The 24,608-nt window shown below is 68.5% G+C and carries 31 protein-coding genes and 1 tRNA gene; 21 read left to right on the forward strand and 11 right to left on the reverse strand.

Features of this window, described 5'->3' with window-relative positions:
- Positions 1-235 precede the first annotated feature (235 nt).
- The 4 genes from OG817_RS13810 (at position 236) to OG817_RS13825 (ending at position 3,605) form a co-directional block, all read left to right on the forward strand.
- Positions 236-433, forward strand: coding sequence for a hypothetical protein (locus OG817_RS13810; protein WP_406054733.1), 198 nt, complete (start codon positions 236-238; stop codon positions 431-433).
- A 247-nt stretch (positions 434-680) separates the two neighbouring features.
- Positions 681-1,616 (forward strand): ATP-binding cassette domain-containing protein, encoded by a 936-nt coding sequence (locus OG817_RS13815; RefSeq protein WP_406054735.1) that lies wholly within the window; start codon positions 681-683, stop codon positions 1,614-1,616.
- Positions 1,613-3,238 carry an ABC transporter permease gene (locus tag OG817_RS13820; protein ID WP_406054737.1) on the forward strand — a complete coding sequence of 542 codons (1,626 nt, stop codon included), beginning with the start codon at positions 1,613-1,615 and terminating at the stop codon, positions 3,236-3,238. Before OG817_RS13815 ends, OG817_RS13820 begins: the two co-directional genes overlap by 4 nt.
- A 199-nt stretch (positions 3,239-3,437) precedes the next feature.
- Positions 3,438-3,605, forward strand: a complete 168-nt coding sequence (locus OG817_RS13825) for a hypothetical protein (protein ID WP_406054739.1) — start codon at positions 3,438-3,440, stop codon at positions 3,603-3,605.
- Positions 3,606-3,661: 56 nt separating this feature from the next.
- Here the strand turns inward: OG817_RS13825 and OG817_RS13830 are convergent, their stop codons facing one another.
- The gene (locus OG817_RS13830; RefSeq protein WP_406054740.1) at positions 3,662-3,892 is read right to left on the reverse strand and encodes a hypothetical protein; all 231 of its coding nucleotides are present in this window, start codon (positions 3,890-3,892) and stop codon (positions 3,662-3,664) included.
- Positions 3,893-4,677: 785 nt separating this feature from the next.
- Between OG817_RS13830 and OG817_RS13835 the strand changes: the two genes are divergently transcribed.
- The 3 genes from OG817_RS13835 to OG817_RS13845 are packed head-to-tail and all read left to right on the forward strand — an operon-like array spanning position 4,678 to position 6,452.
- The gene (locus OG817_RS13835) at positions 4,678-5,964 is read left to right on the forward strand and encodes a recombinase family protein (RefSeq protein WP_406054742.1); all 1,287 of its coding nucleotides are present in this window, start codon (positions 4,678-4,680) and stop codon (positions 5,962-5,964) included.
- Positions 5,946-6,176: a hypothetical protein gene (locus tag OG817_RS13840; protein ID WP_406054744.1), complete on the forward strand. Its 231-nt coding sequence runs from the start codon at positions 5,946-5,948 to the stop codon at positions 6,174-6,176. The genes OG817_RS13835 and OG817_RS13840 overlap by 19 nt, the downstream gene beginning before the upstream one ends.
- Positions 6,177-6,203: 27 nt before the next feature.
- The gene (locus tag OG817_RS13845; RefSeq protein ID WP_406054746.1) at positions 6,204-6,452 is read left to right on the forward strand and encodes a hypothetical protein; all 249 of its coding nucleotides are present in this window, start codon (positions 6,204-6,206) and stop codon (positions 6,450-6,452) included.
- Here OG817_RS13845 and OG817_RS13850 read toward each other — a convergent pair.
- Positions 6,434-6,519, reverse strand: a tRNA-Leu gene (locus tag OG817_RS13850). The genes OG817_RS13845 and OG817_RS13850 overlap by 19 nt on opposite strands.
- A 151-nt stretch (positions 6,520-6,670) precedes the next feature.
- On the opposite strand from OG817_RS13850, the gene OG817_RS13855 reads away from it, so the two are divergent.
- The 3 genes from OG817_RS13855 to OG817_RS13865 are packed head-to-tail and all read left to right on the forward strand — an operon-like array spanning position 6,671 to position 9,338.
- Positions 6,671-7,480 carry a maleylpyruvate isomerase family mycothiol-dependent enzyme gene (locus OG817_RS13855; RefSeq protein WP_406054748.1) on the forward strand — a complete coding sequence of 270 codons (810 nt, stop codon included), beginning with the start codon at positions 6,671-6,673 and terminating at the stop codon, positions 7,478-7,480.
- 11 nt (positions 7,481-7,491) lie between these two features.
- The gene (locus OG817_RS13860; RefSeq protein WP_360446808.1) at positions 7,492-7,980 is read left to right on the forward strand and encodes a VOC family protein; all 489 of its coding nucleotides are present in this window, start codon (positions 7,492-7,494) and stop codon (positions 7,978-7,980) included.
- A 26-nt stretch (positions 7,981-8,006) separates the two neighbouring features.
- Positions 8,007-9,338, forward strand: coding sequence for a M20/M25/M40 family metallo-hydrolase (locus OG817_RS13865; RefSeq protein ID WP_406054750.1), 1,332 nt, complete (start codon positions 8,007-8,009; stop codon positions 9,336-9,338).
- On the opposite strand, the gene OG817_RS13870 is transcribed toward OG817_RS13865, so the two are convergent.
- Both OG817_RS13870 and OG817_RS13875 read right to left on the reverse strand, forming a co-directional pair.
- On the reverse strand, positions 9,291-9,926 hold the full coding sequence (locus OG817_RS13870; protein ID WP_406054752.1) for a lysoplasmalogenase family protein: 636 nt from the start codon (positions 9,924-9,926) through the stop codon (positions 9,291-9,293). The genes OG817_RS13865 and OG817_RS13870 overlap by 48 nt on opposite strands.
- Positions 9,927-9,968: 42 nt before the next feature.
- Positions 9,969-10,829 (reverse strand): LysR family transcriptional regulator, encoded by an 861-nt coding sequence (locus tag OG817_RS13875; protein ID WP_406054754.1) that lies wholly within the window; start codon positions 10,827-10,829, stop codon positions 9,969-9,971.
- Positions 10,830-10,902: 73 nt separating this feature from the next.
- Here OG817_RS13875 and OG817_RS13880 point away from each other — a divergent pair, with 73 nt between their 5' ends.
- Together OG817_RS13880 and OG817_RS13885 are read left to right on the forward strand one after the other, a co-directional pair.
- Positions 10,903-12,108, forward strand: a complete 1,206-nt coding sequence (locus OG817_RS13880) for an MFS transporter (RefSeq protein WP_406054756.1) — start codon at positions 10,903-10,905, stop codon at positions 12,106-12,108.
- Positions 12,068-12,808 carry an N-acetyltransferase gene (locus tag OG817_RS13885; protein ID WP_406054758.1) on the forward strand — a complete coding sequence of 247 codons (741 nt, stop codon included), beginning with the start codon at positions 12,068-12,070 and terminating at the stop codon, positions 12,806-12,808. The genes OG817_RS13880 and OG817_RS13885 overlap by 41 nt, the downstream gene beginning before the upstream one ends.
- A 3-nt stretch (positions 12,809-12,811) precedes the next feature.
- Here OG817_RS13885 and OG817_RS13890 read toward each other — a convergent pair whose 3' ends face one another.
- Genes OG817_RS13890 through OG817_RS13900 form a run of 3 tightly spaced genes read right to left on the reverse strand, consistent with a single transcriptional unit; the run spans position 12,812 to position 14,884 of the window.
- Positions 12,812-13,630: an ABC transporter permease gene (locus OG817_RS13890; RefSeq protein WP_396390726.1), complete on the reverse strand. Its 819-nt coding sequence runs from the start codon at positions 13,628-13,630 to the stop codon at positions 12,812-12,814.
- Positions 13,590-14,417 carry an ABC transporter ATP-binding protein gene (locus OG817_RS13895; protein ID WP_406054761.1) on the reverse strand — a complete coding sequence of 276 codons (828 nt, stop codon included), beginning with the start codon at positions 14,415-14,417 and terminating at the stop codon, positions 13,590-13,592. Before OG817_RS13895 ends, OG817_RS13890 begins: the two co-directional genes overlap by 41 nt.
- Positions 14,414-14,884 carry a MarR family winged helix-turn-helix transcriptional regulator gene (locus OG817_RS13900; RefSeq protein WP_406054763.1) on the reverse strand — a complete coding sequence of 157 codons (471 nt, stop codon included), beginning with the start codon at positions 14,882-14,884 and terminating at the stop codon, positions 14,414-14,416. The genes OG817_RS13895 and OG817_RS13900 overlap by 4 nt, the downstream gene beginning before the upstream one ends.
- A gap of 102 nt (positions 14,885-14,986) precedes the next feature.
- Between OG817_RS13900 and OG817_RS13905 the strand changes: the two genes are divergently transcribed.
- The 3 genes from OG817_RS13905 to OG817_RS13915 all read left to right on the forward strand — a co-directional run bounded on the left by OG817_RS13905 (position 14,987) and on the right by OG817_RS13915 (position 16,436).
- Positions 14,987-15,406, forward strand: a complete 420-nt coding sequence (locus OG817_RS13905; protein ID WP_406054765.1) for an ester cyclase — start codon at positions 14,987-14,989, stop codon at positions 15,404-15,406.
- Positions 15,407-15,416: 10 nt separating this feature from the next.
- Positions 15,417-15,818 (forward strand): hypothetical protein, encoded by a 402-nt coding sequence (locus OG817_RS13910; RefSeq protein WP_406054767.1) that lies wholly within the window; start codon positions 15,417-15,419, stop codon positions 15,816-15,818.
- 426 nt (positions 15,819-16,244) lie between these two features.
- Complete coding sequence (locus OG817_RS13915; RefSeq protein ID WP_406054769.1) at positions 16,245-16,436, forward strand: response regulator transcription factor; 192 nt, start codon at positions 16,245-16,247, stop codon at positions 16,434-16,436.
- Here OG817_RS13915 and OG817_RS13920 read toward each other — a convergent pair.
- Together OG817_RS13920 and OG817_RS13925 are read right to left on the reverse strand one after the other, a co-directional pair.
- Positions 16,411-16,596: a DUF5703 family protein gene (locus tag OG817_RS13920; RefSeq protein ID WP_131356698.1), complete on the reverse strand. Its 186-nt coding sequence runs from the start codon at positions 16,594-16,596 to the stop codon at positions 16,411-16,413. The genes OG817_RS13915 and OG817_RS13920 overlap by 26 nt on opposite strands.
- 31 nt (positions 16,597-16,627) lie before the next feature.
- Entirely contained in the window at positions 16,628-17,569 is a 942-nt protein-coding gene (locus OG817_RS13925) for an aldo/keto reductase (protein ID WP_406054771.1), read from the reverse strand.
- A gap of 51 nt (positions 17,570-17,620) precedes the next feature.
- Here OG817_RS13925 and OG817_RS13930 point away from each other — a divergent pair, with 51 nt between their 5' ends.
- Together OG817_RS13930 and OG817_RS13935 are read left to right on the forward strand one after the other, a co-directional pair.
- Positions 17,621-18,673, forward strand: coding sequence for an LLM class F420-dependent oxidoreductase (locus OG817_RS13930; protein ID WP_396390721.1), 1,053 nt, complete (start codon positions 17,621-17,623; stop codon positions 18,671-18,673).
- Positions 18,673-19,500, forward strand: a complete 828-nt coding sequence (locus tag OG817_RS13935; protein ID WP_396390720.1) for an undecaprenyl-diphosphate phosphatase — start codon at positions 18,673-18,675, stop codon at positions 19,498-19,500. The genes OG817_RS13930 and OG817_RS13935 overlap by 1 nt, the downstream gene beginning before the upstream one ends.
- A gap of 5 nt (positions 19,501-19,505) precedes the next feature.
- On the opposite strand, the gene OG817_RS13940 is transcribed toward OG817_RS13935, so the two are convergent.
- Positions 19,506-20,477: a magnesium and cobalt transport protein CorA gene (locus tag OG817_RS13940; RefSeq protein WP_406054774.1), complete on the reverse strand. Its 972-nt coding sequence runs from the start codon at positions 20,475-20,477 to the stop codon at positions 19,506-19,508.
- Between the two features lie 49 nt (positions 20,478-20,526).
- On the opposite strand from OG817_RS13940, the gene OG817_RS13945 reads away from it, so the two are divergent.
- Genes OG817_RS13945 through OG817_RS13955 form a run of 3 tightly spaced genes read left to right on the forward strand, consistent with a single transcriptional unit; the run spans position 20,527 to position 22,599 of the window.
- Positions 20,527-21,222 (forward strand): histidine phosphatase family protein, encoded by a 696-nt coding sequence (locus OG817_RS13945; RefSeq protein WP_406054776.1) that lies wholly within the window; start codon positions 20,527-20,529, stop codon positions 21,220-21,222.
- A 13-nt stretch (positions 21,223-21,235) separates the two neighbouring features.
- On the forward strand, positions 21,236-21,811 hold the full coding sequence (locus OG817_RS13950; RefSeq protein WP_360446837.1) for a DUF3090 family protein: 576 nt from the start codon (positions 21,236-21,238) through the stop codon (positions 21,809-21,811).
- Entirely contained in the window at positions 21,808-22,599 is a 792-nt protein-coding gene (locus OG817_RS13955; RefSeq protein WP_406054779.1) for an SCO1664 family protein, read from the forward strand. Before OG817_RS13950 ends, OG817_RS13955 begins: the two co-directional genes overlap by 4 nt.
- A 7-nt stretch (positions 22,600-22,606) precedes the next feature.
- On the opposite strand, the gene OG817_RS13960 is transcribed toward OG817_RS13955, so the two are convergent.
- On the reverse strand, positions 22,607-23,095 hold the full coding sequence (locus OG817_RS13960; RefSeq protein WP_406054781.1) for a DUF1269 domain-containing protein: 489 nt from the start codon (positions 23,093-23,095) through the stop codon (positions 22,607-22,609).
- Between the two features lie 204 nt (positions 23,096-23,299).
- On the opposite strand from OG817_RS13960, the gene mshC reads away from it, so the two are divergent.
- The gene (mshC, locus tag OG817_RS13965; protein WP_406054783.1) at positions 23,300-24,520 is read left to right on the forward strand and encodes a cysteine--1-D-myo-inosityl 2-amino-2-deoxy-alpha-D-glucopyranoside ligase; all 1,221 of its coding nucleotides are present in this window, start codon (positions 23,300-23,302) and stop codon (positions 24,518-24,520) included.
- Positions 24,521-24,608 lie beyond the last annotated feature (88 nt).

Here is a 24,608-nt window from a genome sequence, read left to right on the forward strand (position 1 = left end):
CTCCCTGTTACCAGCCTGCAAGCGGCATGCTCGCGTGACCAGGTCCGGAAGGCGGTCTCGGCTGGAGTCGAAGTGCCTACCGCGGGCCTCGCACGCCAGGCCCACAGTCCACCAGATGGAGAGCCGAACGCCCCCTGCGGGCGGCACCGGGCGCGCGCAGCATCGGAGTAGTCGCCGAGCAGCCGCTCGCTGCGCGGTGCGCAAGATCGAAGCGACGGCGAGCGGAGGCACAACCATGTCACGCACAGATCAAGGACCCAGCAAAACCGCCACGACCGCCCTAACCGCGATCGGCGTCGTGACCGGCGTCGTGGTAGCTGTTCTAGCCAGCGACGTGATTCTCGGGGTCATCATCGGCTCGGCGTTTATCGCGATCGCGGTCGGGCTGCTCAGGCTGTGGGCCGGCGGCACACCGCGTTCGCACCACCCATGACAGGGGCCGTGCGGGCAGCCATCGCCGGAACCCCCAAGCGCTCGAGGAACATCCGCCGTCGCGCTGGCCAGCCTGCGCTGCACCGGCGGCTGCACGGGCCGACGGTCTTGCGCCACCGGCCCTCCTTGCAGATGACCTAAGGACCGCTTCTCGGTGGCGTTCGGCCGTGCCCGCCCGTGTGCGGTTGCGATGTGCTGAGAGTTGGGGACGTCTGGACTGGCGAGCAGTGCCAAGGGAAGTGATCTCAGTGACGGCTGCGATAGCGGTCTCCGGACTTGTGAAGGACTTCGGCCCCAGGACCCGGGCCCTTGACCATCTCGACCTGCACGTCGAGACCGGTGAGGTGCACGGGTTCCTCGGGCCCAACGGCGCCGGGAAGACCACCACCATCCGGGTCCTGCTCGGATTGCTGCGCGCCGACGACGGGCACGTCGCCCTGCTCGGCGGTGACCCGTGGCGCGACGCGGTGGCGTTGCACCGGCGTCTGGCCTACGTGCCCGGTGAGGTGAACCTGTGGCCCAACCTCACCGGCGGCGAGGTGATCGACCTGCTCGGCGACCTTCGGGGAGGACTTGACCCGGAGCACCGGGAGGAGCTCCTCGAGCGCTTCCAGCTCGACCCGACCAAGAAGATCCGCGCCTACTCCAAGGGAAACCGGCAGAAGGTGGCCCTCGTGGCCGCGTTCTGCTCCCCTGTGGAGCTCTACCTGCTGGACGAGCCCACGTCGGGGCTGGACCCGCTCATGGAGGCCGTCTTCCAGGACGTCGTACAGCAGCTGCGCACCGCCGGGCGGAGCATTCTGCTCTCCAGCCACATCCTCTCCGAGGTCGAGGCGCTGTGCGACCGCGTCACCATCATCCGAGCGGGCCGGGCTGCCGAGACCGGCACCTTCGACGAACTGCGTCACCTCACCCGCACCTCGGTGGTCGTCGACACGGCCAAGCCGCTGGAGTCGGTGACACGGTGGCCCGGCGTCCACGACGCCCGGGTGCACGACGGCCACGCGGAGTTCAGCGTCGACCCGGGCGAGCTGAACCACGTCCTCGAGCACCTGGTCGACCTCGAGGTGCGGTCGATGACGACCTCGCCGCCCACCCTCGAGGAGCTGTTCATGCGGCACTACGGCGAGGACATCGCCGCGCCTGCGCGGGATGCAGATACCGAGGTGGTGACGGCACGATGAGCGGCTTCACAGGCACGATGAGGCTGGTCCGCCTCGCGCTGCGGCGTGACCGGATCACCCTGCCCGCCTGGATCCTCGGCATGGCCGGATTCCTGGCTGCGACGACCGCCATGTTCGAGGACAACTACTCCAAACACCCCCAGCTTCTGGAGCCGGACACCCGCATCGTCACAGAGAACCCCGGCATGCGCGTGCTCGGCCTGGTGACAGGCTCCAGCGTCGGGGGCTACACCCTGCACCGGGATGCCCTGACCCTCGCTGTGCTCGCCGCCATGATGAGCGTCCTTGCAGTCGTACGACACACCCGCCAGGCCGAGGAGCTCGGTCGCGAGGAGATGCTGGGGGCCGGCGTGGTCGGCCGCTACGCCTCGCTGTCCGCGGCGGTGATCGTCGCGCTCGCTGCGAACCTCGTCCTGGCCGTACTGCTCGGGCTTGGGATGGTGGTTGCGGGACAACCCGCGGCCGGGTCTCTGGTCGCCGGTACGTCGATCGCCCTGGTAGGAGTCGCCTTCACCGGCGTCGCTGCGGTGGCGTCACAGCTCGCGTCGACCACCCGCGGTGCGATCGGTCTTGCCGGTGCGGGCATTGGCGTTGCCTTCATGCTTGCGGCGCTGGGCAACATGCTCGGGAGCGTGGACTCCGACGCCCTCCGGGCCAACAGCGCGTGGCCGGCGTGGCTCTCACCGATCGGCTGGGGCCAGCAGATGCGGCCGTTCGCCGACAACCTGTGGTGGCCGCTCGGGCTCGCCGTACTGGTCCTGGCTGCCCTGTTCTCGTTGGCCATCGTCCTGGTCGGCAGTCGCGACGTCGGTCGGGGAATGTGGCCCGAACGCAGGGGTGCCGCCCACGCGAGCCCGGCCCTGCTGAGCCCGGCTGGCTTGGTCTGGCGGCTGCAGCGTGGAACGCTGCTGGGCTGGGCGCTCGGCCTGTTCGGCTTCGGCCTGATCTTCGGTGCGCTCAGTGACCAGATCGGGGGACTCGAGGGAGCGGCCACGGAGTGGTACGCCACCTTCGGCGGTGCTGCCGACCTGCTCGGCGCGTATTGGGCCTCGATGATGCAGATGGCGGGAATGGCGGTGGCGATCTACGTAGTCACGCTCTTGCTTCGCCTGCACCTCGACGAAGCGCAGGGCACGCTCGAGTCGGTGCTCGGCACCGCAGTCTCCCGACTTCGCTGGCTGGGCGCGTACGCCGTCAACGCGCTGGCCGGGGCCATGTTGCTGATTCTGGTCTTCGCAGTGGCGATGGGCATCACAGGCGGTCAGGTGCTCGGCGGCGCTGCACCGCTGTTGCGTGATCTGGTCAGCGCCGCGCTGGTCCAGCTCCCCGCCATCGGCGTCCTGGGTGCCGCGGTCGTCACGGTGGTCATGTTGCTGCCGCGTTGGTCGGTCGGTCTGTCCTGGGCGCTGGTGGTGGGCTCGATCTTCGTCGGGCCGATGTTCGGACCCGCACTGGGGTTGCCGACGTGGCTGCTGGACCTGTCGCCCTTCACCCATGTGCCCAACGCACCGGCCGTCGCCATCACCGCCGGACCGATCCTGGGTCTGGGCCTGGCCTGCGTTGTGCTGGCCGCCGCAAGCGTCGTGGCCCTGCGCCGCCGGAACCTGGCACTCCCAGCCTGACGAACTCCGAGGTTCAGCCGGAGATGGAAGCGGGTCCCTGGGAGGGCGTGCCGCGATCCGCTCGTTTGAGAGCCGCCCTCATGGGTGCGTCTGTCCGCCGCCATGGAGTTTGTTGGCTGGCTGAAGCAGACGGCGGCCTTTCCGACGGTGGCTGGCGCTGGTGCTGGCCTGAGACACGTCGCCCGAGGAGGCGGTCGAGGTGCGACGTGCCAGACCGAGCGCCGGCGTGGGGAGCAGGCCGTCGTACTTCAACGCGTCGTCCCCGCCCTGGGTGGGTTTCGCGGAGTTCGAGGTACACGCGGACGCCGAACGATCCACGGTTGGGGTAGGCGCAGTCGGCGACGGCGACCTCGAACTGCTGTCGTAGCTGCTCGACCAGGCGGGCGATTTCGTCGAGTTCTCAGGACAGTCGGACCTTGATGGTCATACCGTTGCCTCCTGCTCGCGGTTCGCGGCGGGCCAGGCGGCGGCGCTGGCGTCGCCGTTGAACACCACGCGCAGCGGGCCGCGGTCGCACAAACCGTCGAAGTCCGTACGGTCTGGAATGTCGTCGTCCGGGCATGCCGCCGTGACGGCGTAGTCGTCGCCGTCTTCGGTCTGAACACGATCCAGGGCCAGCCGGCGTGGTCGATCACGACCGGGGTCATTGCCCACGACACCAGCTCAGTTAGTTCGTCGTGCGTCGTCACAAGGGTTCCGTTGGGGATGCGCTGCGCCATGGTCAGTTCTCCTTCGTCGTGGCGCTGCCTCGATGTCTTCGATCTGTTCCAGTTCGTCGAGAGACCACCCGGTTCCGCCGGTGGGTGCCCGCCTGTGGTGATTCGCAGGACCGCAATGTCGTTTCGGCGGTATGACCGACCCGCCAGGGCCGACTGCGGCCCAACAAGGCGCGCGGCGTTACCTGCTCGCCGTCCACCGCGACGGCGCTGCATTCGTCGACGGCAACCTGCAAATCGGTCGAGGCCGGCGCCGGAGTTCGCCGCCGGCGGACGAGCGGGTGTGGAGGCCCCTGCGTCGCTGTCGCCGCGATGAGTGTCCTCTCATGCGCCAGCCAACGATGGGCTGGGGTCGACCTGCTCGATGCACGATTTGAGGCATGCCTGCGCCCTGCGGATGACCCGGGACAAGCGGTCTCCGCCAGACGTCTAGCTAGGCGGCGGAATCTGGCTCGGGGTGTCGGATCTTGGAGACGACGAGTGGGAATGCGAGAGCATGATCACTCTGGGTGTCCGACCGTTGAGCGGGTATGAAGGAACGGCGGGAGGACGGCGCTGGGGCGGGCTCAGGTGCGTGCCATGAGTCGGGGATCGAGGTTGGGGTTCCGCGGTGTCCTCCTGTGCTTTATCCACAGGCCGCTCGTGTGCTCCGCCGGATCGTCGTACGGCAGGTGATGCTTGTGCGCGAGAAGAAGGAAGTACCAGACGCGGAGGAAAGGCATCTTGAGTGGGGACGCAGTCGACGCGTGGGCGACTCTGGATGAGCTGTTGGGTAAGGAGGCGCTGGCGAACCAGTCTGTGACGGGGGATGGGATCGGGAGGCTCGCCTTCTACGGACGCTGCTCGACGGAGGACAACCAGGATCCCGCGACCTCAAAGGCCTGGCAGGTCGGCGAGGCAGCTCGGTTTGTCGAGCCGCTTGGCGGCGAGATCGTCGAGGAGTTCTTCGACATCGGTCAGCCGCGGTCGTTGCCGTGGGAGCGGCGGGACGATGCCAGCAGGGTTCTCCGGGCACTGAAGGATCCAGGCCGAGGCTGGGATGGACTGGTCGTAGGGGAGGCGACTCGCTGCTGGTTCGGCAATCAGTTCAGCCTGACCTGGCCGAAGTTCGATCGGTATGGCGTGTCCCTGTGGATACCGAGTCTCGGGGGAAGGTTCGACCCGGAGAACACAGTCCATGACATGGCAATGACGATTACGGGTGGGCTGTCGAAATCGGAGCGGCAGCATGTGCAGCGTCGGGTCCGGGCTGCGATGGCTGCGCAGGTGCTGATCGACGGGCGGTACCAGGGCGGGCATCCGCCGTACGGGTATGTCGTGGTGGACGGCGGACCGCATCCGCATCCGAGGAAAGCAGCTGAAGGGCAGCGGCTGCGGGTGCTGGCGATTGATGATTTTGCGGCCGCGGTGGTGCGCCGGATCTTCGACTTGTATCTGGAGGGGTGGGGGAGAAAGGCGATTGTTGAGCAGCTCAACGGGGAGGGCGTGCCGTGTCCGTCGGCGCATTCGCCACAGCAGAATCGGCATCGGACGATGGATGGTTGGCAGCACTCGACGGTCGTGGCCATTCTCAACAATCCGCGGTACACCGGGTACGCCGTCTACGGGCGGTGGCAGAAGGTCGAGGAGCTCCTTGATCCGGACGATGTTGCCGCCGGCTACGTGGTGAGGTTTCGGAGGTCGCCGCACGCGAAGATCGTGCGATCGAGGGAGCTGGCACACCCGGCAATCATCTCGGTGGAGACCTTTACTGCGGCTCAGTTGCGGCAGCGGAAGCGGAAGTCCGATGGGATCCAGAAGTGGTCTGCGGTCGAGCGGCGCCGTACGTCGCCGAAACGCGTGTACGCGCTGCGTGGCCTGGTGAGGTGGGGATGTGCGCTCGCAAGATGGAAGGGGCAGCGCGGCGGCAAGACGTTGTCTACTACCGGTGCAATGCCCGGACGATGGTTGCAGGGTCCGCGAGTGCGTTGGCGCATCCTCGGCAGATCTACTTGCGGGAGGATGTCGTGACGCCTGCTGTCAATCGGTGGATCGGTTCGCTGTTCGATCCGGTGCATCGCTCCGAGACGATCGAGGCGCTTCTGATCGAGGACGATGGCTATGATCGTCGGATCCAACTTGTCGAGGACCTTCAGGGGCGTGTCCGTGCGGCAAAGATCACCATGGATCGGGTCCGGAGGGCTCTCGATGCAGGCTGGGACCCGGTCGAGCTGCGAGAGTAGTACAACGCGGCGGCGGCGGAGAAGCAGGTGGCGGAGAAGGCTCTGGCTTCATTGCCGACTCAGGTGACGATTTCCCGTGGACAGCTCGAGGCGTGGATCGACGAGCTGGGCGACATCGGACGGGCTCTGGACGCCGCCAGCCCGGAGGAGCTGAATCAGCTTTACGGATCACTGCGGCTCTCGCTCAAGTACCACCACGACGACCAGACGGTCGACGTTGAGGTCGACCCGATGGGTGACCGTGTGGATAAGGCCTGTGTCCGAGGGGGGACTTGAACCCCCACGCCCTGTGAAGGGCACTAGCACCTCAAGCTAGCGCGTCTGCCTATTCCGCCACCCGGACGAGTGGTCGCACCGGGGTCGGTGCTGACCGGAGAACAGTAGCAAAGACCACGGGTGGAATTCACATCGAGGCTGGTGGGGGTGTTGGAGGGGGTTCGGGGAGGCGTAGTTTGAAATTCAAGGAGCGGGTCGTGGGTGGGAGGTGTACGGGCGTGAGCGGCTGGAACGGGATGGTGTTCGAGGGCAAGGAGACGTTGCTCGGGGTGGTGCGGGCGGAGGCCGGGCGGTTCTTCGAGATGGTGGACAGCGACGACGTCTGGGAGGAGCCGACCGGAGCCGGTCACTGGCAGGTGCGGGACGTGGTGGCGCATATCGCGGACACCACCGAGGCGTACTTCGTCGCGTTCGATGCCGCCCGGGCGCATGCGGAAGTGCCGGCGGCGTACGGGCTGCCGGGGATGGCTGAGCGGGTGGACAAGCAGGCGCTGGCGCTGCGGTCCGTGCCGCGGGCCGAGTTGGTCGAGCGGCTGCGTGGGGATTTCGACAAGGCGATGGAGATCTTCGACGCGCTCGGGCCGGAGGAGTGGGGCGGGTTCAACGTGCCGCACTTCTACATGGGGCCGCTGCCGTCGTTCTTCTTTCCCGCGTTCCAGTTGATGGACTACGGCGTCCACTCCTGGGACATCCGGCAGGGAACCGGCCGGGCGCACGGGCTCTCGGGTGACGCGGCGGATCTGCTGGTGCCGTTCATGTTCGTGCTGTGGAAGTACACCACCGGCGCCAAGGATCCGTGCGAGCTCGGCATCCGGATCACCAGCGGCCCGAACGCCGGCGACACCCGCGTGAAGGTCGGCCCGGACGGTATGGACTACGAGCCCGGGAACGTCGACGGCCTGGCCACCGTGATCGAGTTCGACCCAGGCAGCTTCGTGCTGACCGCGTTCGGCCGGAGCAACGCCGGTACGATCCGGGGCGATCGTGCGGTCGCCGACCGCTATCTCAACCTGTTCTTCCGGATCTGAGGGGGACCCGTATGACCGATATCGACCTGCCCGCGATCGAGGCCGAGCGCGACCGGATCAGGACGGCGTACCTGAAGGAGGGCGGAACGAGTTCGGCCCGGGGGCTGCACCACGTCGCGATCCTCTGCGCCGACGTCGAGCGCACCATCCGGTTCTACCAGGGGGTGCTGGAGTTCCCGCTCACGGAGATCGTCGGGAACCGGGACTACGAGGGTTCGAACCACTTCTTCTTCGACATCGGGAACGGGAACCTGCTCGCGTTCTTCGACTTCCCCGGCCTCGACCTCGGCCCGTACGCCGAAGTCCTCGGCGGACTGCACCACCTGGCGATCTCGGTCGAGCCGGGCAAGTGGGAGCGGCTCAAGCACAACCTGGACACGGCGGGGGTGGAGTACCTGGAGGAGAGCGGTACGTCGATCTACTTCCGCGACCCCGACGGCGCGCGGATCGAGCTGATCGCGGACCCGCTGGGGGAGATGTACGGCCTCAAAGTGCTCTGACCGGAGGCGTGGGAGAGGATGGGCCCATGACTTCTCCGACCCCCAGCGACCGTCCGTCGTACACCCCTGACGCCGAGGTGGTGGAGCTGTGCAGTGAGCTGATCCGCATCGACACCACGAACTACGGCAACGGCAAGAGCAACGGCGAGCGGGTCGCGGCCGAGTACGTCGCGGCCAAGCTGGACGAGGTCGGGATCGAGTCCACGATCTACGAGGCAGAGCCGGGCCGGGCCACGCTGGTGGCGCACTGGGAGGGTGAGGACCAGTCGGCCGATCCGCTGCTCGTGCACGGCCACCTGGACGTCGTACCGGCCGATCCGAAGGACTGGAAGGTCGACCCGTTCGCCGGTGAGATCTTCGACGGCTGCGTCTGGGGCCGCGGCGCGGTCGACATGAAGGACTTCGACGCGATGGTGCTGTCGGTGGTCCGGGCCCGGCAGCGGGCCGGCGTGAAGCCGCGGCGTCCGGTCCGGCTGGTCTTCACCGCCGACGAGGAGGCCGGCGGCGTGTACGGCGCGCAGTGGCTGATCAACAACCACCCAGACACGATCGCGGACTGCACCGAGGCCATCGGCGAGGTCGGTGGCTTCTCGGTCACGGTGAAGGACGACCTGCGGCTGTACCTGATCGAGACCGCCGAGAAGGGCATGAACTGGATGCGGCTCAAGGCCCGCGGTACGGCGGGTCACGGGTCGATGGTGAACAACGACAACGCGGTCACCAACCTGGTCGAGGCGGTCGCCCGGATCGGCAACCACGAGTGGCCGCTGCGGGTGACGCCGACTGTGCGCGAGTTCCTGAAGACGTTGGAAGATGTGCTCGGGATCGAGCTCGACCCCGACGACATGACCTCGACGCTGGCGAAGCTCGGCACGTTCAGCCGGATGTTCGGCGCGACCATCCGCAACACCACGAACCCGACGATGCTGAACGCCGGCTACAAGGTGAACGTGATCCCGGGCGACGCCGAGGCACACATCGACGGGCGCTTCCTGCCGGGCTACGAGGAAGAGTTCTACGCGACGCTCGACGAGCTGATCGGCGACAAGGTGCAGCGCGAGACCGTGGTCACGGACATTGCCCTGGAGACGGAGTTCAGCGGCGGTCTGGTCGAGGCGATGAAGGCGTGCGTCACGGCCGAGGACCCGCAGAGCCGGTTCGCACCGCTGCTGATGTCGGGCGGTACCGACGCGAAGTCGTGGAGCCGCCTGGGTGTGCGCTGCTTCGGGTTCGTGCCGCTGCAGTTGCCGCCTGAGCTGGACTTCATGGGCATGTTCCACGGCATCGACGAGCGGGTTCCGACCTCGTCTCTAGAGTTCGGCTCTAGGGTGCTCGACCGCTTTCTCGACGAGGCCTGAGGTCAAGAGGTACTGGCCGACTGCGTACGTCGACATGCACAGTGCGCCTCGGCCGGGGAAGTCGCGCCCGGCCAGCCGGAGAGCGATCAGCGCGTCCGAGATCAGGAAGAACGTTCCTCCCAGACCGCTGCGTGGGATGTGCCAGCGGGAAGCGATTGCGGTTGCTGTGAGCAACAACGCGTATGCCGCGACCGGGACGCGCTGGTTGCCCAGGCTCGGCGCGAGCACCGCGACGAGAGCCGCCCAGAGCGCTGCGTACGCCGCAACTACGCGTACGGACCGTTGTCCGGGATTGGCGAGGAAGACAGCCAGGTAGCAGGCGTGAGCCGCGGCGAACGCAGCCATGCCGGCCAACTGGAGGTCGGTCTCGAGCAGCAGGTCCCCAGCCGCGGACGCCAGCAGCGCCGCCTGCAGCAGCGGGGGAGCGTCCTGACTCCGGGACCACGACCACAGCAGCGGCATCAGTGACGCCTTGCTCGCCTGCTTGAGGATCTTGACGTCGAAGGCAACGGCCGCCACCTGCACGACCGTCGTACCCCAGAACGCCGTCAACAGCCGTCGCCCGCGCGCCAACCGCCCCAGGTTCATGCCGCCGAGTCTGCCGCACTTCAAGCGTCTCGCGGCCGGAGTTCACGACAAGTTCAACGTGGCCCGGAGATGGGGGAGGTGGCGGATGAGCGGCTTGGGCGGGGTTGGGGTCGTGATCAGCGAGAGCGTGAGGCGGTAGCGGAAGGGCGCGGCGGTGAGGTGTTCGCCGGGGCGGAGTTCGGTGGCCAAGGCGCTGCGGGGGACGAGGGCGAGTTGGGAGCGGCGGCGAGCCATCGCGACGGTGGTGTTGAGGGTGACGCCACGGCGGGGGAGCGCGCCGAGCGCGACCAGCCGGGCGTGGATGTCCTCGGCGCCCCGGTCGTAGGTGGAGAACGCGATCTGGCGGTCCTTCAGCGGATGCTTTCCCCGGCCCGGCGGGCGGGCGCCGGGTGGGACGAACAGGACGAGTTCGTCGCGGCCGACGCGGCGGGCGACGGCGCCGCGGGGGAGCGTCATCTGGTCGGCGATCGCGATGAAGGCAGCGTCCATGGTGCCCTCGGCAACACGTTCGACCAGGAAATGGCCGTGGTCGACCTGCTGCTCGATGTCCAGGTCCGGCAGGTCGGCGTCCAGGATCGGGAACAGGATGGCCGCGATGCTGGCGAACGTTCCGACCACCAGCCGCTGACCGGTCGCGGCCGCTCGGGTGGCGTCGTACACCTCCTCGAGGTGGCCGAGGATGTGGTCGGCCCGGCGGCTGAGCTCGGCGCCGGCTGAGGTCGGCCGGGCGCCGCGGGTGTCGCGCTCGAACAGCTTGGTGCCGCACATGCGTTCGAGGCGGGCCAGTCGCTGGGACGCGGACGGTTGGGAGATGCGCAGTTCACGCGCGGCGGTGCCGACCGCGCCGGTCCGCACGATCGTCTGCACCAGCTGGAGATCCTCGACCGATGGCAATGAGGTCATAGGTTCAGCCTATGGCAAGCACCAAGCATCGGATACCTACCGAGGGCAGCTGATACGTCAAAGAATCAAGGGCATGAGAGCGCGGACCGAGGCGCTGGCGTTACTGGCCGGCGGGGGAGTGGCGGACCTCGCGCTCCGGTTCACGCAGGTCGCGTTGCCGCTGGTCATCCTGCACGAGACCGGCTCGGTCGCCGCGACCGGTCTGGTCGGTGGTGCCGCCGGCGTACCAGTGCTGCTCTCGCCATGGTGGGCCCGCAGAGCCCGCCAATGGGTCGACTCCGGCACCCGGCTGGCGGTCATCGCGGTGGTTCAGGCCGTCGCGTTGGCAATGGTGCCCGCAGTTGCGGCCCTCGACCTGCTCACCCCCGGGATCCTGATCGTCAGCGGCCTGCTGCTCGGTTGCGGTGAGGCACTCGCCGGGCCCGGCAGGTCGGCGCTCCTTGCCGACACCGGAGACCGCTGGGCCAAGGACAGAGCCGTCGTGCTCCTCACCTGGCAGGACGGCCTCCGCAGGATCGGTATGACGATCGGCCCGATGATCGCAGCATTCGCGGTGTCCGCCGGCGTGACCAACGGCCTCCTGTGGACCGAAGCTGTGGCGGTGCTCGGGTCAGGCCTCCTGGCCTGCACGGTGAAAGCCGAGCGCACGCCCGCTACCAGCGAGCCACCCTCGATCCGTGCCAGCCTCACAGGTCGCCGCGACGTGCTCTACGGATGGATCACCCGCGGGACCGGCTGCGTGACGTGGTTCGCGTTCACCCTCGGTCTGTCGGTCATCGGTGCCGAGAGGGACCGGCCGGGCCTCTACCTGGCCGCCGGGATGACCGGGTACGGCGTCGGCTCCGTCATCGGCACCGCAATCTCGCTCGCCGTCGTACGTCGTATCCCGCCGGTGCGGCTCGCGGCCTTCGCCTGGATCTGGATGGGCGGGTGCTGGATCGGTATGGGCCTGTGGAGCACCCCACCGGTGATCGCGGTGCTCGGGGCGCTCGCGGGTGTCGCCGTCGTACAGGGCATCGCGGCGATCTCGATCCTCATCACCCGGTCGTCAACGGGCGCCGAGCGCAGAACGCTGTTGTCCGGCCAGACGGTCGTGGTGAACGCGGGGAGCTCTGCCGGCCTGCTGATCGGCGGGCCGATCATCGCGGTCGCCGGAGCCGAGAGCACGCTCGTCGGTGCCGGACTGCTGACGGCAATTGTCGCGACAGGCGTCCTGGTGCGCTGTCAGACTGCCGAGCATGTCGGAGATCGTGATCACCACCCTCGCCGCGCGGCCTGAGTACCTCGAGCGGATGTACGAGTTCGCCGACGCGTGGCCGGCCTTCATGCACAACGACCCGATCGGCAACGCCTTCATGGGTCAGGTACCGCGCCACTTCCCGGACCAGTGCGTCGTCGCCACCGAGGACGGTGAACTGATCGCGCACGGCCGGAGCATCCCGTTCGTGTTCCCGGACGAGCACCGCACCGAACTGCCGACCGGCGGCTGGGACCGGGTCCTGCACTGGGGCTTCATGGACCTGCGCAACGGACGCGAGCCGAACGTCTCGAGCGCGTTGGAGATCCTGATCCGGCCCACGCACCTGGGCCGCGGCCTGTCGCACGAGATGCTCCAGGCCATGCGCGCTGCGGTGAAGGCCAAGGGCCACACCGCACTGTTCGCACCCGTCCGTCCGAACGGGAAGACAGACGCCCAGCTACCGATGACGGAGTACATCAAGCAGGTCAGGGAGGACGGTCTCCCCATGGATCCATGGCTGCGCGTGCATGTGAAGGCCGGTGGGACGATCGTGCAGGTCGCGCCACGATCGATGGTCATCGCCGGCAGCCTGGCCGAGTGGCGCGAGTGGACCAGCCTGCCGTTCGACACCACCGGGGACGTCATCGTGCCGAAGGCGCTCGTGCCCGTGCATGTCGACGTCGAGCACGATCACGCGGTGTACGTCGAGCCCAACGTCTGGATCCGCCACGACCTCTGAGCCTCAGCGAGCAAGCCGGTGCAGCAGTGAGGAAGCCGCGCAGATGCCGGCGACAGCAGCCACAATGAGTACTCCGAAGTCCAGCCAGTAGTTGGTGGGCTGCCCGATCAGCAACCCGCGCAGCGCGCTGACCTCGTAGGTGAGCGGATTGGCATGGCTGAGGACCTTCAGCCAGCCGGGCATGATCGCGATCGGGTACAGCGCGCTGGACGCGAAGAACAGCGGCATCGTGATTGCCTGCCCGATCCCCATCAGCCGATCACGCCGCAGTACCAGACCAGCGATGGTCATCGACAGGCACGAGAAGAACGCCGCACCGAGGACAACCACCACGAGAACCGCCAGCAGCTTCAGCGGATTCCAGGTCATACTGACGCCGAGCAGCGCGGCGACGATGATGACGACGATCGCCTGGGAGATCGTCCGTACGCCGGCCGCGAACGCCTTCCCCGCCACCAGCGCGGACCGCGGGCTGGGCGTGACGAGGAGCTTGGTGAGGATGCCCGCGTCGCGTTCCCAGATGATCTGGATGCCGTAGAAGATCGCGACGAACAAGGCGGACTGCGCGATGATGCCCGGCGCGAGATAGTCCAGGTACGGCACGTCTCCGGTCGGGATCGCGCGGATCCGGCTGAAGGTCTGGCCGAAGATGACCAGCCACAGGATCGGCTGGATCGCCCGGGTGATCAGCTCGGTCCGGTCGTGCTTCAGCTTCTGCAACTCGACCAGGCAGAACGTGGCGATCCGGGAGAACAACCGGGTCGTGGCCCGGAGCCGGGTCTCAGCCCATGCGCTGGGCGGTGCGGCGGGTGCCACGGACATCGCGCAGACCTCCCTTCTCGCCGGCGGCAAGGCTCTCGCCGGTGTGGTGACGGAAGACGTCTTCGAGGCTGGCGTCGGGTCCCAGCTCGGTCTTGAGATCGGCCGGACTCCCGACAGCGCGCAGCCGGCCGAGGTGCATCAGGGCGACCCGGTCACACAGGATGTCGGCCTCCTCCATGTAGTGCGTGGTCAGCAGCACGGTCATCCCGTACTTGTCCTGCATGTCCTGAACGCGCGCCCAGACGGAATCCCGCGCGACCGGGTCGAGACCGACCGTTGGCTCGTCCAGCACGAGCAGCGCCGGCCGGTTGACCAGCGCCTGCGCCAGCTCCAGACGGCGCACCATTCCGCCGGAGTACGTCGAGGCCAGCCGGTCAGCGGCGTCGGTCAGGTCAACGATCTCCAGCACCTCGGCGACCCGACCGGCCCGTTCCCGGCGCGGTACGTCGAACAGGCGCGCGAACCAGGACACGTTCTCCCGGCCGGTCAACGCTCCCTCGATCGACAGCTGCTGCGGGACGTAGCCGAGCATCCGTCGTACGGCCATCGCCTGGGAACGCACGTCCAGCCCGAAGACCCGGACCGTGCCGGACTGCGGCGGGTAGAGGGTGTTGAGCACCCGGAGCGTGGTCGTCTTGCCGGCACCGTTCGGACCGAGCAGACCGAAGCACTCGCCCGGCGACACGGTCAGGTCCAGGTCCTCGACGGCGAGATGATCGCCGAACCGGTGGCTCAACCCGTCGATCCGCACGGCCGGCACCGGCTCGATCGCCTCTTCCGAACTCATACGCGCTCCTTGCTCTGCTCGATCTCGGGATGCAGTCGCTCCGCCAGTACGCCGAGGACCGGTAGTGCTGCCCGCAGTGCCTCACGCTCGTCCCGCTCGAGGCCGTCGAGGGCTTGAGTGACGCGCGCGGTACGGCGGTCGCGCCAGGCCTCGACCTGCTCGCGGGCCGGCTCGGTCAACGTGAGCCGGGCGACGCGGCGGTCGGACTCGTCTGGTGCCCGCCGCAGCAGCCCGCGCTCGGTGAGCTGTCCGACCAGGGTCGACACCGTGTTCGCGACCAGCCCCAGCTCGGCGGCGGCCTCGGCGACCGAGATGCCGGGGTTGCGGCGCACCGTCCGCACCAGCTCGGCCTGTGAACTGGTCAGTGCCGACAGCGGCGAGGGTCTCCCAGCCGATCGGCGCAGGTGTCGGCGGACCAGCCCGATCGCAGCCAGCAACTCCTCCGCGAGGACGTCGGTGGTGTTCACGCGTCCACGATACCTCTGTCGCAGAGATATTTCCGCGACACGAAGACGAACCCCAACTATGCGGGGTACGACGCTCCGGCGAACGGCCGCAGCATCGAAGACATGAGTACGACAGAGAGCAACAAAGCCGTCGTCAGGGACTTCATCGACGGGCTGTTCACCAAGGGGGACCCGGGCGCGGTCGACGTGTACCTCGCCGAGGACTTCATCAACCACGACCCGCCGTTCGGGGTCACGCCGGATCGCGAGGGGATGCGGGCGGCCGGCGACCTGATGCGGTCCGCGTTCCCCGACTGGCACAGCGAGTTGCACGCGCTCGTTGCCGAGGGCGAGATCGTGGTCGAGCGCTTCACGGCCGCGGGGACGCACGAGGGCGAGGTGATGGGCGTCGGCCCGACCGGGAAGACGGTCAGCCTGCCCGGGATCAACATCTTCCGGCTGCGCGACGGCCGGATCGTCGAGCGCTGGGGCTGCCTGGACGAGCTCGGCTTCCTGCGGCAGCTCGGCGTCGTACCGGCGTAGCATCGCGATCATGGGGGCGGCGGATCGCCTGGAGGTGCTGATCCAGCGCTGTTACGCGGGGCTGGACGCCGATGAGCTGCGGTCCGAGCTGCTGACCCGGCTGCGGTCCCTGATGACGATCGACGCCGCGTTCTTCGCGACCGTCGACCCGGCCACCCTCCTGTTCACCTCTGCGAGCGCGGACGCGCCGCTCGGCGAGGTGACCGAGCAGTTCCTCGCGAACGAGTTCGGCCAGCCGGACGTCAACAAGTTCGTCACGCTCGCCGCCGGGCGTGATCCGGTCAGCTCGCTCACCCACGCGACGAAGGGCGACTGGCAGAGCAGCAGCCGGTACGTCGAGGTGATGCGGCCGATCGGCTTCGGTGACGAGCTCCGGGCCGCGCTGATCTCGAACGGCCGCTGCTGGGCGTGATCTGCCTGCACCGGGAGGACGCCGCGACCGGGTTCTCGGAGCAGGAGCTCCAACTGGTACGACGTCTTGGACCGCACGTGGCCGAGGGACTACGGCGTGGTCTGCTCAGGCGGTCCGGCGAGGACGGTGAGGTCGGCCCAGGCGTGATCGTGCTCGATGCCGGCCTGCACCAACTGTCGGCGAACGCGGAAGGCGAGCACTGGGTGGCCGAGTTGCAGCCGGATCGGCGGACGGAGCTACCGGTCGCTGTCAGAGCGGTCGCAGCCAGGCTGACACCTGGGCCGGCGCCCCAGTTGAAGGTCAGGACTCGAGGCAGTCGATGGCTCGCACTGCATGCGTCGAGGCTCGGCGAGGACGGGCAGATGGTCGTCGTGATCGAGCCGGTGACCGGCGCAGCTCGGGTCGCTGCTGTTCGATCTGCACGGGTTGTCGCCCGCTCAGCAGCGGGTGACGGAGCTGTTGCTGCGGGGGTATTCCACGCGGCAGATCGTCGAGCGGTTGTGCCTCTCACCACACACCGTGCAGGAACACGTCCGGGCGGCGTACGAGAAGGTCGGTGTCGGCAGTCGCCGCGAGCTGGTGACCGCGTTGCTCAGAGGGTCCGCATCACGCGGATGATGCGGCGGCGGAGCCAGACTCGGCGAGTGCCGTCCGGATAGCGACGAAGTCGGGCCAGTTCCCAGCCGCCGTACTCGGCGTGCTCGGTCAGCAACCGGCGCACCGCGCCACGCGACTCCGTCCTGGACAACTCGAACTGCTGCAGTTCGTATTCGGCCATCCGCACCTCCACCTGCCCAACGACATCTACCTCACGACACATCCTCCAGCGCCGCCGCGATGGCCGGCGGAAGAGTGAGTTCCTCCACACCGAGCACGGACTTCAGTTGCATCGCCGTCCGGGCCCCGACGATCGCCGCCGACACCCCCGGCCGGTCCCGCACCCAGGTGAGTGCCACCTCGAGCGGGGTCCAGCCGAGCCCGTCGGCGGCTCGCGCGACCGCTTCCACGATGCCCGAACCGCGGCCGTCGAGGTAGGGGTCGACGAATCTGGACAGATGCTGAGACGCTGCCCGCGAGTCCGCCGGGATGCCCGTGCGGTACTTTCCAGTCAACACACCGCGCCCGAGAGGCGACCACGCGAGTACGCCGATGCCCAGCCCGCCGGCCGCCCGGATCGCGTCCGCCTCGGCATCCCGAGCGAGCAACGAGTACTCCACCTGGTTGGACACCGGGACCGCGCGCCCGGGCCACGCCTGCTGCCAGGTCACCGCCCTGGCCGACTTCCAGCCGGCGTAGTTCGAGACGCCGACATACCGCACCTTGCCCGAGTTCACCGCGTGGTCGAGCGCCGACAGCGTCTCCTCCAGCGGTACGTCGTCGGACCAGGTGTGCAGCTGCCACAGGTCGATGTGGTCGACGTTCAGCCGCCGCAGCGAGCCCTCCAGGTCGCGCAGCAGGGCGCCCCGGGACGTGTCGGTGATCCGCTCACCCCGGCGGACGCTGAACCCGGCCTTGGTCGCGATGACCAGGTCGTCCCGCTCCACCACGTCTCCCAGCAGCGATCCGATCAGTCGCTCGCTGTCGCCGTCGCCGTACGCCGCAGCGGTGTCGATCAGCGTGCCACCGGCGGCCACGAATGCGGCCAGCTGCTCACGCGCCTCGTGCTCATCGGTGTCGCGGCCCCAGGACATGGTGCCCAGGCCGAGCCGGCTCACCGCCAGGCCACTGTGACCGAGATAGCGCTGCTGCATGTGCCGAGCCTATTGCGGAGGACCGACAACGGCTCGTTAGGCTCGCCTGTCATGCGACTCGGACTCAACATCGGCTTCGTCTTCGGTGGCACCGATCATCTGGATCATCTGAGGCTGGTCCAGGAGGCCGAGCGACTCGGCTTCTCGGTCACCTGGGCCGCGGAGGCGTACGGCTCGGACGCCGCCACGCTGCTGACCTGGATCGCCGCCCAGACCTCCACCATCGACGTCGGCGCGGCGGTCTTCCAGATCCCGGCCCGGACGCCGGCGATGACCGCGATGACGGCGGCCACCCTGGACCGCCTCTCGAACGGCCGGTTCCGGCTCGGCCTCGGCGTGTCCGGCCCACAGGTGTCCGAGGGCTGGCACGGCGTCCGGTTCGCTCAGCCGTTGCTCAGGACGCGTGAGTACGTTGCCATCGTGAACTCCGCCCTCCGCCGCGAGACCGTGACCTTCGAGGGCAAGTACTTCACGCTGCCGCTGCCCGATGGCCCCGGCAAGGCGCTGAAGCTGACCGTGCACCCGATCCGCGACCATGTACCCGTCTACCTGGCCGCCGTCGGCCCGAAGAACCTCGAGCTGGCCGGTGAGATCGCCGACGGCTGGCTCGGTATCCTCAACGACCCCGCCTATCTGGGAGAGCAGTTGAAGCACATCAAGTCGGGTCGCGAGATCCGTCAGCAAGGACTCGACGACTTCGACGTCGTCGCGTCTGTGCCGGTGATGACCGGCGACGACCTGCACGCCGCGGCCGACCCGATCCGTGGGTACGCCGCCTTGTACATCGGCGGCATGGGCAGCCGGGAGAAGAACTTCTACAACGCCCTTGCGATCCGGATGGGGTACGCCGAGGAGGCCAAGGAGATCCAGGACCTGTACCTGGACAGGAAGCACCGCGAGGCGATGGCCGCCGTACCGCACGGGTTCATCGACTCGATCTCGCTGCTCGGCAGCAAGGAGCGGATGGCCGAGAAGCTGACCGCGTACGCCGAGGCCGGCGCGACGACCGTCGCGATCACCCCGTTCGCGTCCACCGTGGACCAGCGGATCGCCGACCTGCGCACGGTCGCCGAGGCGCTCGAACTCGCCGGAGTCGGCAACTGATGACGATCTGGGACTCCATCATCCTCGGCATCGTCGAGGGCCTGACCGAATTCCTCCCGGTCTCGAGCACCGGCCATCTGACCATCGTGGCGAAGATGCTCGGCCTGCAGATCGACGACCCGTCGATCACGGGCTTCACCGCGGTGATCCAGATCGGTGCGATCGCGGCGGTCGTGCTGTTCTTCTGGAAGGACATCCAGCGGATCGCGATCGCCTGGGTGCGCGGTCTGGTCAAGCCCGAGCACCGCGGCGAGTTCGATCACCGGATGGGCTGGTACGTGATCGTCGGCTCGACGCCGATCGTCATCGTCGGGTTCCTTGCCCGCGACATCATTTCGGGCCCGCTCCGCAGCCTGTGGTGGGTGGCCGCGGCCCTGATCGGCTGGTCGGTCGTGATGGTGGCGGCCGAGCGGGTGGGCAGCAAGTCCCGGCCGCTGACCCGGATCACGCTGGTCGACGCGATCGTGATGGGCCTGGTCCAGTGCCTGGCACTGATCCCTGGCATCTCCCGCTCGGGTGCGACGATCTCGGCCGGGTTGTTCTGCGGTCTCGAACGAGTCGCAGCCACCCGGATCTCGTTCCTGCTCGGCATCCCGGCGCTGGTCGGCGCCGGCGTCTACGAGCTCAAGGACGCCCTGAACGGCGACGTCGGTGCGGTGCCGCTGATCGTCGGGACCATCGTGAGCTTCGTGGTCGCGTACGCGTCGGTCGCGTGGCTCCTGCGGTTCGTCGCCAAGCACACGATCGAGGTCTTCGCGTTCTACCGGTTGCTGCTCGGCATCGTCCTGGTGATCCTGCTCGCGACCAGCACGATCACCGCGACCTGAGGGACCTAGAGCCAGCCGACCTTGCGGAAGAAGCGGTACAGGGTGAAGCAGACGGTGGCCATCAGGAGCAGGATGCCGTAGTACCCGTAGTGCCAGGTGAGCTCGGGCATGTAGTCGAAGTTCATCCCGTAGATGCCGGCCAGCATGGTCGGCACCGCGGCGATTGCGATCCATGCCGAGATCCGGCGCATATCGTCGTTCTGCTGCACCGAGACGCGAGCCAGGTGGGCGCCGAGCGCCGAACTGAGCAGCGTGTCGATGGATTCCGTCTGGTCGGCCACTCGGTTGACATGGTCGGCGACGTCGCGGAAGAACGGCGCCGCCTTCGGGTTGATCCCGGGGACGCCGTGCGCGAACTGCTCCATCGGCTCGCGCAGCGGCAGGACCGCGCGACGCATCTCGAGCACCTCGCGCTTGAGCCGGTAGATCCGCTCCGCGTCGCTGGTCCGGTCCGCGGAGAAGACCGACGACTCGATCTCGTCGACGTCGACCTCGACCGACTCGGCGACCGTCTCGTACCCGTCGACGACCGAGTCACAGATCGCCCACAGCACCGCGGCCGGGCCGTGGCCGAGCATCGAGGCGCGTTCCTCGAGATCCTGCCGGGTCGTTGCCAGCTCACCGCCTTCGCCGTGCCGGACGGTGACGACGTACCGCGGGCCGATGAAGACGCTGAGCTGGCCGGTCTCGACGGCGTCGCCGTCGTCGACGTACCAGAGGGTGCGGAGTACGACGACGATCGCGTCGCCGAACCGCTCGACCTTGGGTCGCTGGTGGGCCTTGAGTGCGTCCTCGACGGCGAGTTCGTGCAGGTCGAACAGCCGCTGGACGCGGCGCATCTCGGCGTCCGACGGCTCGTGCAGGCCGACCCAGCCGAAGCACTCGCCGTGGTCGTCGATGGCCTGGGCAACGGTCTCGGGGTCCTTGGGCAGGTCCTGGCGTTCGCCGTCGGCGTACACCCCGCAGTCCACGATCACAGCCCCATCATGGCACCGTGACTTGCGCGCACCGGATAACGTGCAGGTCATGCCCACGGTGATTCTGGTCCGCCACGGCCGCAGCGCCGCGAACACCTCCGGCACGCTGGCCGGCCGCACTCCCGGAGTGAAGCTGGACGAGACCGGCGTGCGCCAGGCGGAGGCGGTCGCACAACGACTGGCCGGGCTGCCGCTGGCTGCGATCGTCACCTCGCCGCTGGAGCGGTGCAAGCAGACCGCGGCAGCGATCGCGAAACTCCACGAAGGGTTGCGTCCGGCAACGGACCGGCGGCTGACCGAGTGCGGGTACGGCGACTGGACCGGGAAGAAGATCGCCACGCTGGCGAAGGACCCGCTGTGGGCGGTCGTGCAGCAGCACCCGTCCGCGGTGACGTTCCCGGGTGGCGAGTCGATGCGGGCGATGCAGCAGCGCGCGGTGGACGCGGTCCGGGCGCACGACGCTGCGCTGGCGAAGAGCCATGGCCCCGGCGCTCTGTGGGTGGCGGTGTCGCACGGAGATGTGATCAAGGCGATCGTGGCGGACGCACTCGGCCAGCACCTGGACACGTTCCAGCGGATCGTGGTCGACACGGCGTCGACGACGATCATCACCTACACCGCGACCCGCCCCTTCCTGGTTCGACTCAACGACTCCGGCAGCGAACTGGAGTCCCTGATCCCCAAACCCCCGGCCAAGGGCCGGACCAAGAAGCAGTCTTCCGACGCAGTGGTCGGTGGACGGTAATAGGGTTCGACATATGGCGCGCGTTGTTCATTCGTACGACGATCCGGATCGGTTCGTCGCCGGCACCGTGGGGGAACCCGGTGCCAGGACTTTCTTCCTGCAGGCCCGGGCCGGTGCCCGGCTGACATCGGTGGCCTGTGAGAAGGAGCAGGTGATGGCGCTCGCGGAGCGGCTGGACGTGATGCTGGACGAGGTGGCCCGGCGGTTCGACCGGGATCCGGTCACACCGGCCGGAGCGGACGACACCGACCCGCTGGAGCAGCCGATCGAGGAGGAGTTCCGGGCCGGCACCATGACGCTGGCCTGGGAGGCCGACGCCGAGCGCGTGGTGATCGAGGTGTTCTCGGTCGTGCCCGGCGAACAGGCCGAGCTGGAGGAGACCGACCCGGTCCAGGCCGCGATGGACTCCGAGGACGCCGAGGTGTTCATCGTCCGGATCAGCGAGGAGCAGGCCCGGGCGTTCGCCCGGCGGGCCGTCGCGCTGGTCGCGTCCGGGCGGCCGAGCTGCCCGTTCTGCGGCCGGCCGATCGACCCGGAGGGGCACATCTGCCCGCGCGCCAACGGCTACCGCAGGCACCTGCCGGAATGATCGACCAGGACCTGCTCACCCACGGGGAGCTGTCCCTGCACGGCCGCTTGGTGGCCGCGTCGAACGGGACGTTCCAGGGCTCGGTGAGTCTCGAGGACCGTACGGCGACGGTGGTCTACAAACCGGTCCAGGGCGAGCGGCCGCTGTGGGACTTCCCCGACGGCACGCTGGCCCAGCGCGAGTACGCGGCGTACGTCGTGTCCGAGGCTCTGGGCTGGTCGGTCGTGCCGCCGACGCTGCTGCGGGACGGGCCGCTCGGCGAGGGCATGGTGCAGCTGTGGATCGACGAGGTCGAGCTGCCGGCGGGGGAGACCGAGCTGGTCGACATCGTCCCGCAGGGCCGGGTGCCGAAGGGATGGGTCGGCGTCTTCGACGCGCTCGACGGCCGGCACAACCCGGTGACGCTGGTGCACGCGGACAACCTGGCGCTGCAGCGGATGGCGGTGTTCGATGCCGTGGTCAACAATGCCGACCGCAAGGGCGGCCATGTGCTGAACCCGGGGGACGGCCGCGTGTTCGGGGTCGACCACGGGGTCACCTTCAACGCCGACGACAAGCTGCGGACCGTGTTGTGGGGCTGGGCCGGTGATCCGATCCCGGCCGACCTGCTGGACGACGTACGGACGCTGGCCGACCGGCTCGCCGGTGGGCTCGGGACGCAGCTGTGCGAGCTGATCACGGCGGTGGAGTTGACCGCGACCCGCGAGCGGTGTGCGTCGCTCCTGAAGACCGGGATTTACCCGTACCCCAGCGAGGACTGGCCGGCCATCCCCTGGCCGGCGTTCTAGTCCGACGTCAGCGGCCGCCGAAGGTCTCCAGCAGCACCTGACGCTCGGCATCGGTGAGGTTCGTGTCGATGAGCTTGCTGTGCATGCCATGGAACCGTTCGCCCACCCGGTCGAGATCGCCCTGCTCGGTGACCACGAACAGGGCCGAGGTTCCCGGCGTCACCTCGGTGCGGATCTTCTGCAGCTGCTCCTTGGTGATGCCGGCATCCTGGGTCGACTTGCTGATCGCGCCGATCGCGGCCCCGGCGACGCCACCGATCAGCGGCACGAAGAAGAGGGCACCGAGGAGGACGCCCCACAAAGCCCCCCAGCCGGTCCCGCGCCAGGTGTCTTCGTGCCCCTGCTTGGTGGTCGGATGCGAATCGTCCTTCGGCCACGAGATGATCGCGTGATCGAGGATCTTCACCAGTCCGTCCCGCTCGCAGCCCTTGAGAACGGATTCGGCGTGCCCGGCGCCGTCCGGACCATCGAACTTCCACACCGTAAAGGCGGTCATGGTGCACTCCTTGCCGTCGAGTTGCCGTCGATCGAACCGAACGCGCGCCCGGAACGCGCGGCGAGCGTCGCCGTCGCAACCCCATCGTGTGCGCCGAACGACCGTGCAACGTCACCCGGCCCGGATGAATCTTCGGGTGGGAGGCGACCGGAGTGTGGAACCGTGTCGCGGCACTGAAATCGGGGCTGGCATAAGCTCCAGGACATGCAGGCGTGGACAACTCCAGACATCCCGGTCGTCCCGGGTCCGGCCCGGCGGCTGCGGCTCCACGACACCGCCTCGGGCGGACTGGTCGAGGTACCACCGGCCGACGGCGGCACCGCCCGGATGTATGTGTGCGGCATCACGCCGTACGACGCCACGCATATGGGCCATGCGGCGACGTACGTGACGTTCGACCTGATCAACCGGATGTGGCGCGACGCCGGGTACGACGTCCGCTACACGCAGAACATCACCGACGTCGACGACCCGTTGCTCGAGCGGGCGGCCGAGACCGGGATCGACTGGACCGATCTGGCGCACCGCGAGATCCAGTTGTTCCGCGACGACATGACGTCGTTGCGGGTGATCCCGCCGCAGCACTACATCGGCGTGGTCGAGTCGGTCGACCTGGTGGCGAACGCGGTCGACGAGCTGCGCCGGGCCGGCGCGGTCTACTCGGTCGACGGCGACCTGTACTTCGCGGTGAAGGCGGACGCGGCGTTCGGCGGCGTGTCCGGGTACGACCGCCAGACGATGACGGAGCTGTTCGCCGAGCGCGGCGGCGACCCGGAGCGTGAGGGCAAGCGGGACCCGCTGGACAGCCTGCTGTGGCGTCACGAGCGGCCGGGGGAGCCGGCCTGGGATTCGCCCGTCGGCCGCGGCCGGCCCGGCTGGCACGTCGAGTGCTCGGCGATCGCACTGGAGTACCTCGGGATGTCGTTCGACGTCCAGGGCGGCGGGACCGACCTGATCTTCCCGCACCACGAGATGTCGGCCAGCGGCGCGCAGGTCGCGACCGGCGAGCACCCGTTCGCCCGCGCGTACGTGCATCAGGCGATGGTCGGTTTGGACGGCGAGAAGATGTCGAAGTCCAAGGGCAACCTGGTGCTGGTCTCGAAGGAGCGGCAGGCCGGGTCGGACCCGATGGCGATCCGGCTGGCGCTGCTCGCGCACCACTACCGCACCGAGTGGTTCTGGACCGAGTCGGTGCTGCTCGATGCGCAGGAGCGGTTGGACGTCTGGCGCGGTGCGGTCAGCCGGGGTTCGGGTCCCGACGGTGCGGCCGCGGTCGACGCCGTACGGGCCGCGCTGACGAACGACCTGGACAGCGTCGCCGCGCTGTCCGCGATCGACACCTGGGCCGAGACCAACGGCGACGACCCCGAGGCCCCAGCTCTGGTGGCCCTGGCGATCGACGCTCTGCTCGGCGTCAAGCTGTAGGTGTAGCGGTCAGCCCGTCACCGGCTGGTGGGTCTTGACCGGCGTCGGGGCAAGGCCGGAGCCGAGCTCCCGCCCTTCCCCTCGCCCA

The organism is Kribbella sp. NBC_00889, from assembly GCF_045207705.1.
Lineage (GTDB): Bacteria > Actinomycetota > Actinomycetes > Propionibacteriales > Kribbellaceae > Kribbella.

Excerpts from the sequence above, each read along its gene's own strand:
- OG817_RS13810 (WP_406054733.1), top strand. The coding sequence starts at position 236 with ATGTCACGCACAGATCAAGGACCCAGCAAAACCGCCACGACCGCCCTA.
- OG817_RS13820 (WP_406054737.1), top strand. The coding sequence starts at position 1,613 with ATGAGCGGCTTCACAGGCACGATGAGGCTGGTCCGCCTCGCGCTGCGG.
- OG817_RS13860 (WP_360446808.1), top strand. The coding sequence starts at position 7,492 with ATGACCGATATCGACCTGCCCGCGATCGAGGCCGAGCGCGACCGGATC.
- OG817_RS13865 (WP_406054750.1), top strand. The coding sequence starts at position 8,007 with ATGACTTCTCCGACCCCCAGCGACCGTCCGTCGTACACCCCTGACGCC.
- OG817_RS13870 (WP_406054752.1), bottom strand. The coding sequence starts at position 9,926 with ATGAACCTGGGGCGGTTGGCGCGCGGGCGACGGCTGTTGACGGCGTTC.
- OG817_RS13875 (WP_406054754.1), bottom strand. The coding sequence starts at position 10,829 with ATGACCTCATTGCCATCGGTCGAGGATCTCCAGCTGGTGCAGACGATC.
- OG817_RS13880 (WP_406054756.1), top strand. The coding sequence starts at position 10,903 with ATGAGAGCGCGGACCGAGGCGCTGGCGTTACTGGCCGGCGGGGGAGTG.
- OG817_RS13885 (WP_406054758.1), top strand. The coding sequence starts at position 12,068 with ATGTCGGAGATCGTGATCACCACCCTCGCCGCGCGGCCTGAGTACCTC.
- OG817_RS13890 (WP_396390726.1), bottom strand. The coding sequence starts at position 13,630 with ATGTCCGTGGCACCCGCCGCACCGCCCAGCGCATGGGCTGAGACCCGG.
- OG817_RS13895 (WP_406054761.1), bottom strand. The coding sequence starts at position 14,417 with ATGAGTTCGGAAGAGGCGATCGAGCCGGTGCCGGCCGTGCGGATCGAC.
- OG817_RS13905 (WP_406054765.1), top strand. The coding sequence starts at position 14,987 with ATGAGTACGACAGAGAGCAACAAAGCCGTCGTCAGGGACTTCATCGAC.
- OG817_RS13910 (WP_406054767.1), top strand. The coding sequence starts at position 15,417 with ATGGGGGCGGCGGATCGCCTGGAGGTGCTGATCCAGCGCTGTTACGCG.
- OG817_RS13920 (WP_131356698.1), bottom strand. The coding sequence starts at position 16,596 with ATGGCCGAATACGAACTGCAGCAGTTCGAGTTGTCCAGGACGGAGTCG.
- OG817_RS13925 (WP_406054771.1), bottom strand. The coding sequence starts at position 17,569 with ATGCAGCAGCGCTATCTCGGTCACAGTGGCCTGGCGGTGAGCCGGCTC.
- OG817_RS13930 (WP_396390721.1), top strand. The coding sequence starts at position 17,621 with ATGCGACTCGGACTCAACATCGGCTTCGTCTTCGGTGGCACCGATCAT.
- OG817_RS13935 (WP_396390720.1), top strand. The coding sequence starts at position 18,673 with ATGACGATCTGGGACTCCATCATCCTCGGCATCGTCGAGGGCCTGACC.
- OG817_RS13945 (WP_406054776.1), top strand. The coding sequence starts at position 20,527 with ATGCCCACGGTGATTCTGGTCCGCCACGGCCGCAGCGCCGCGAACACC.
- OG817_RS13950 (WP_360446837.1), top strand. The coding sequence starts at position 21,236 with ATGGCGCGCGTTGTTCATTCGTACGACGATCCGGATCGGTTCGTCGCC.
- OG817_RS13955 (WP_406054779.1), top strand. The coding sequence starts at position 21,808 with ATGATCGACCAGGACCTGCTCACCCACGGGGAGCTGTCCCTGCACGGC.
- OG817_RS13960 (WP_406054781.1), bottom strand. The coding sequence starts at position 23,095 with ATGACCGCCTTTACGGTGTGGAAGTTCGATGGTCCGGACGGCGCCGGG.
- mshC (WP_406054783.1), top strand. The coding sequence starts at position 23,300 with ATGCAGGCGTGGACAACTCCAGACATCCCGGTCGTCCCGGGTCCGGCC.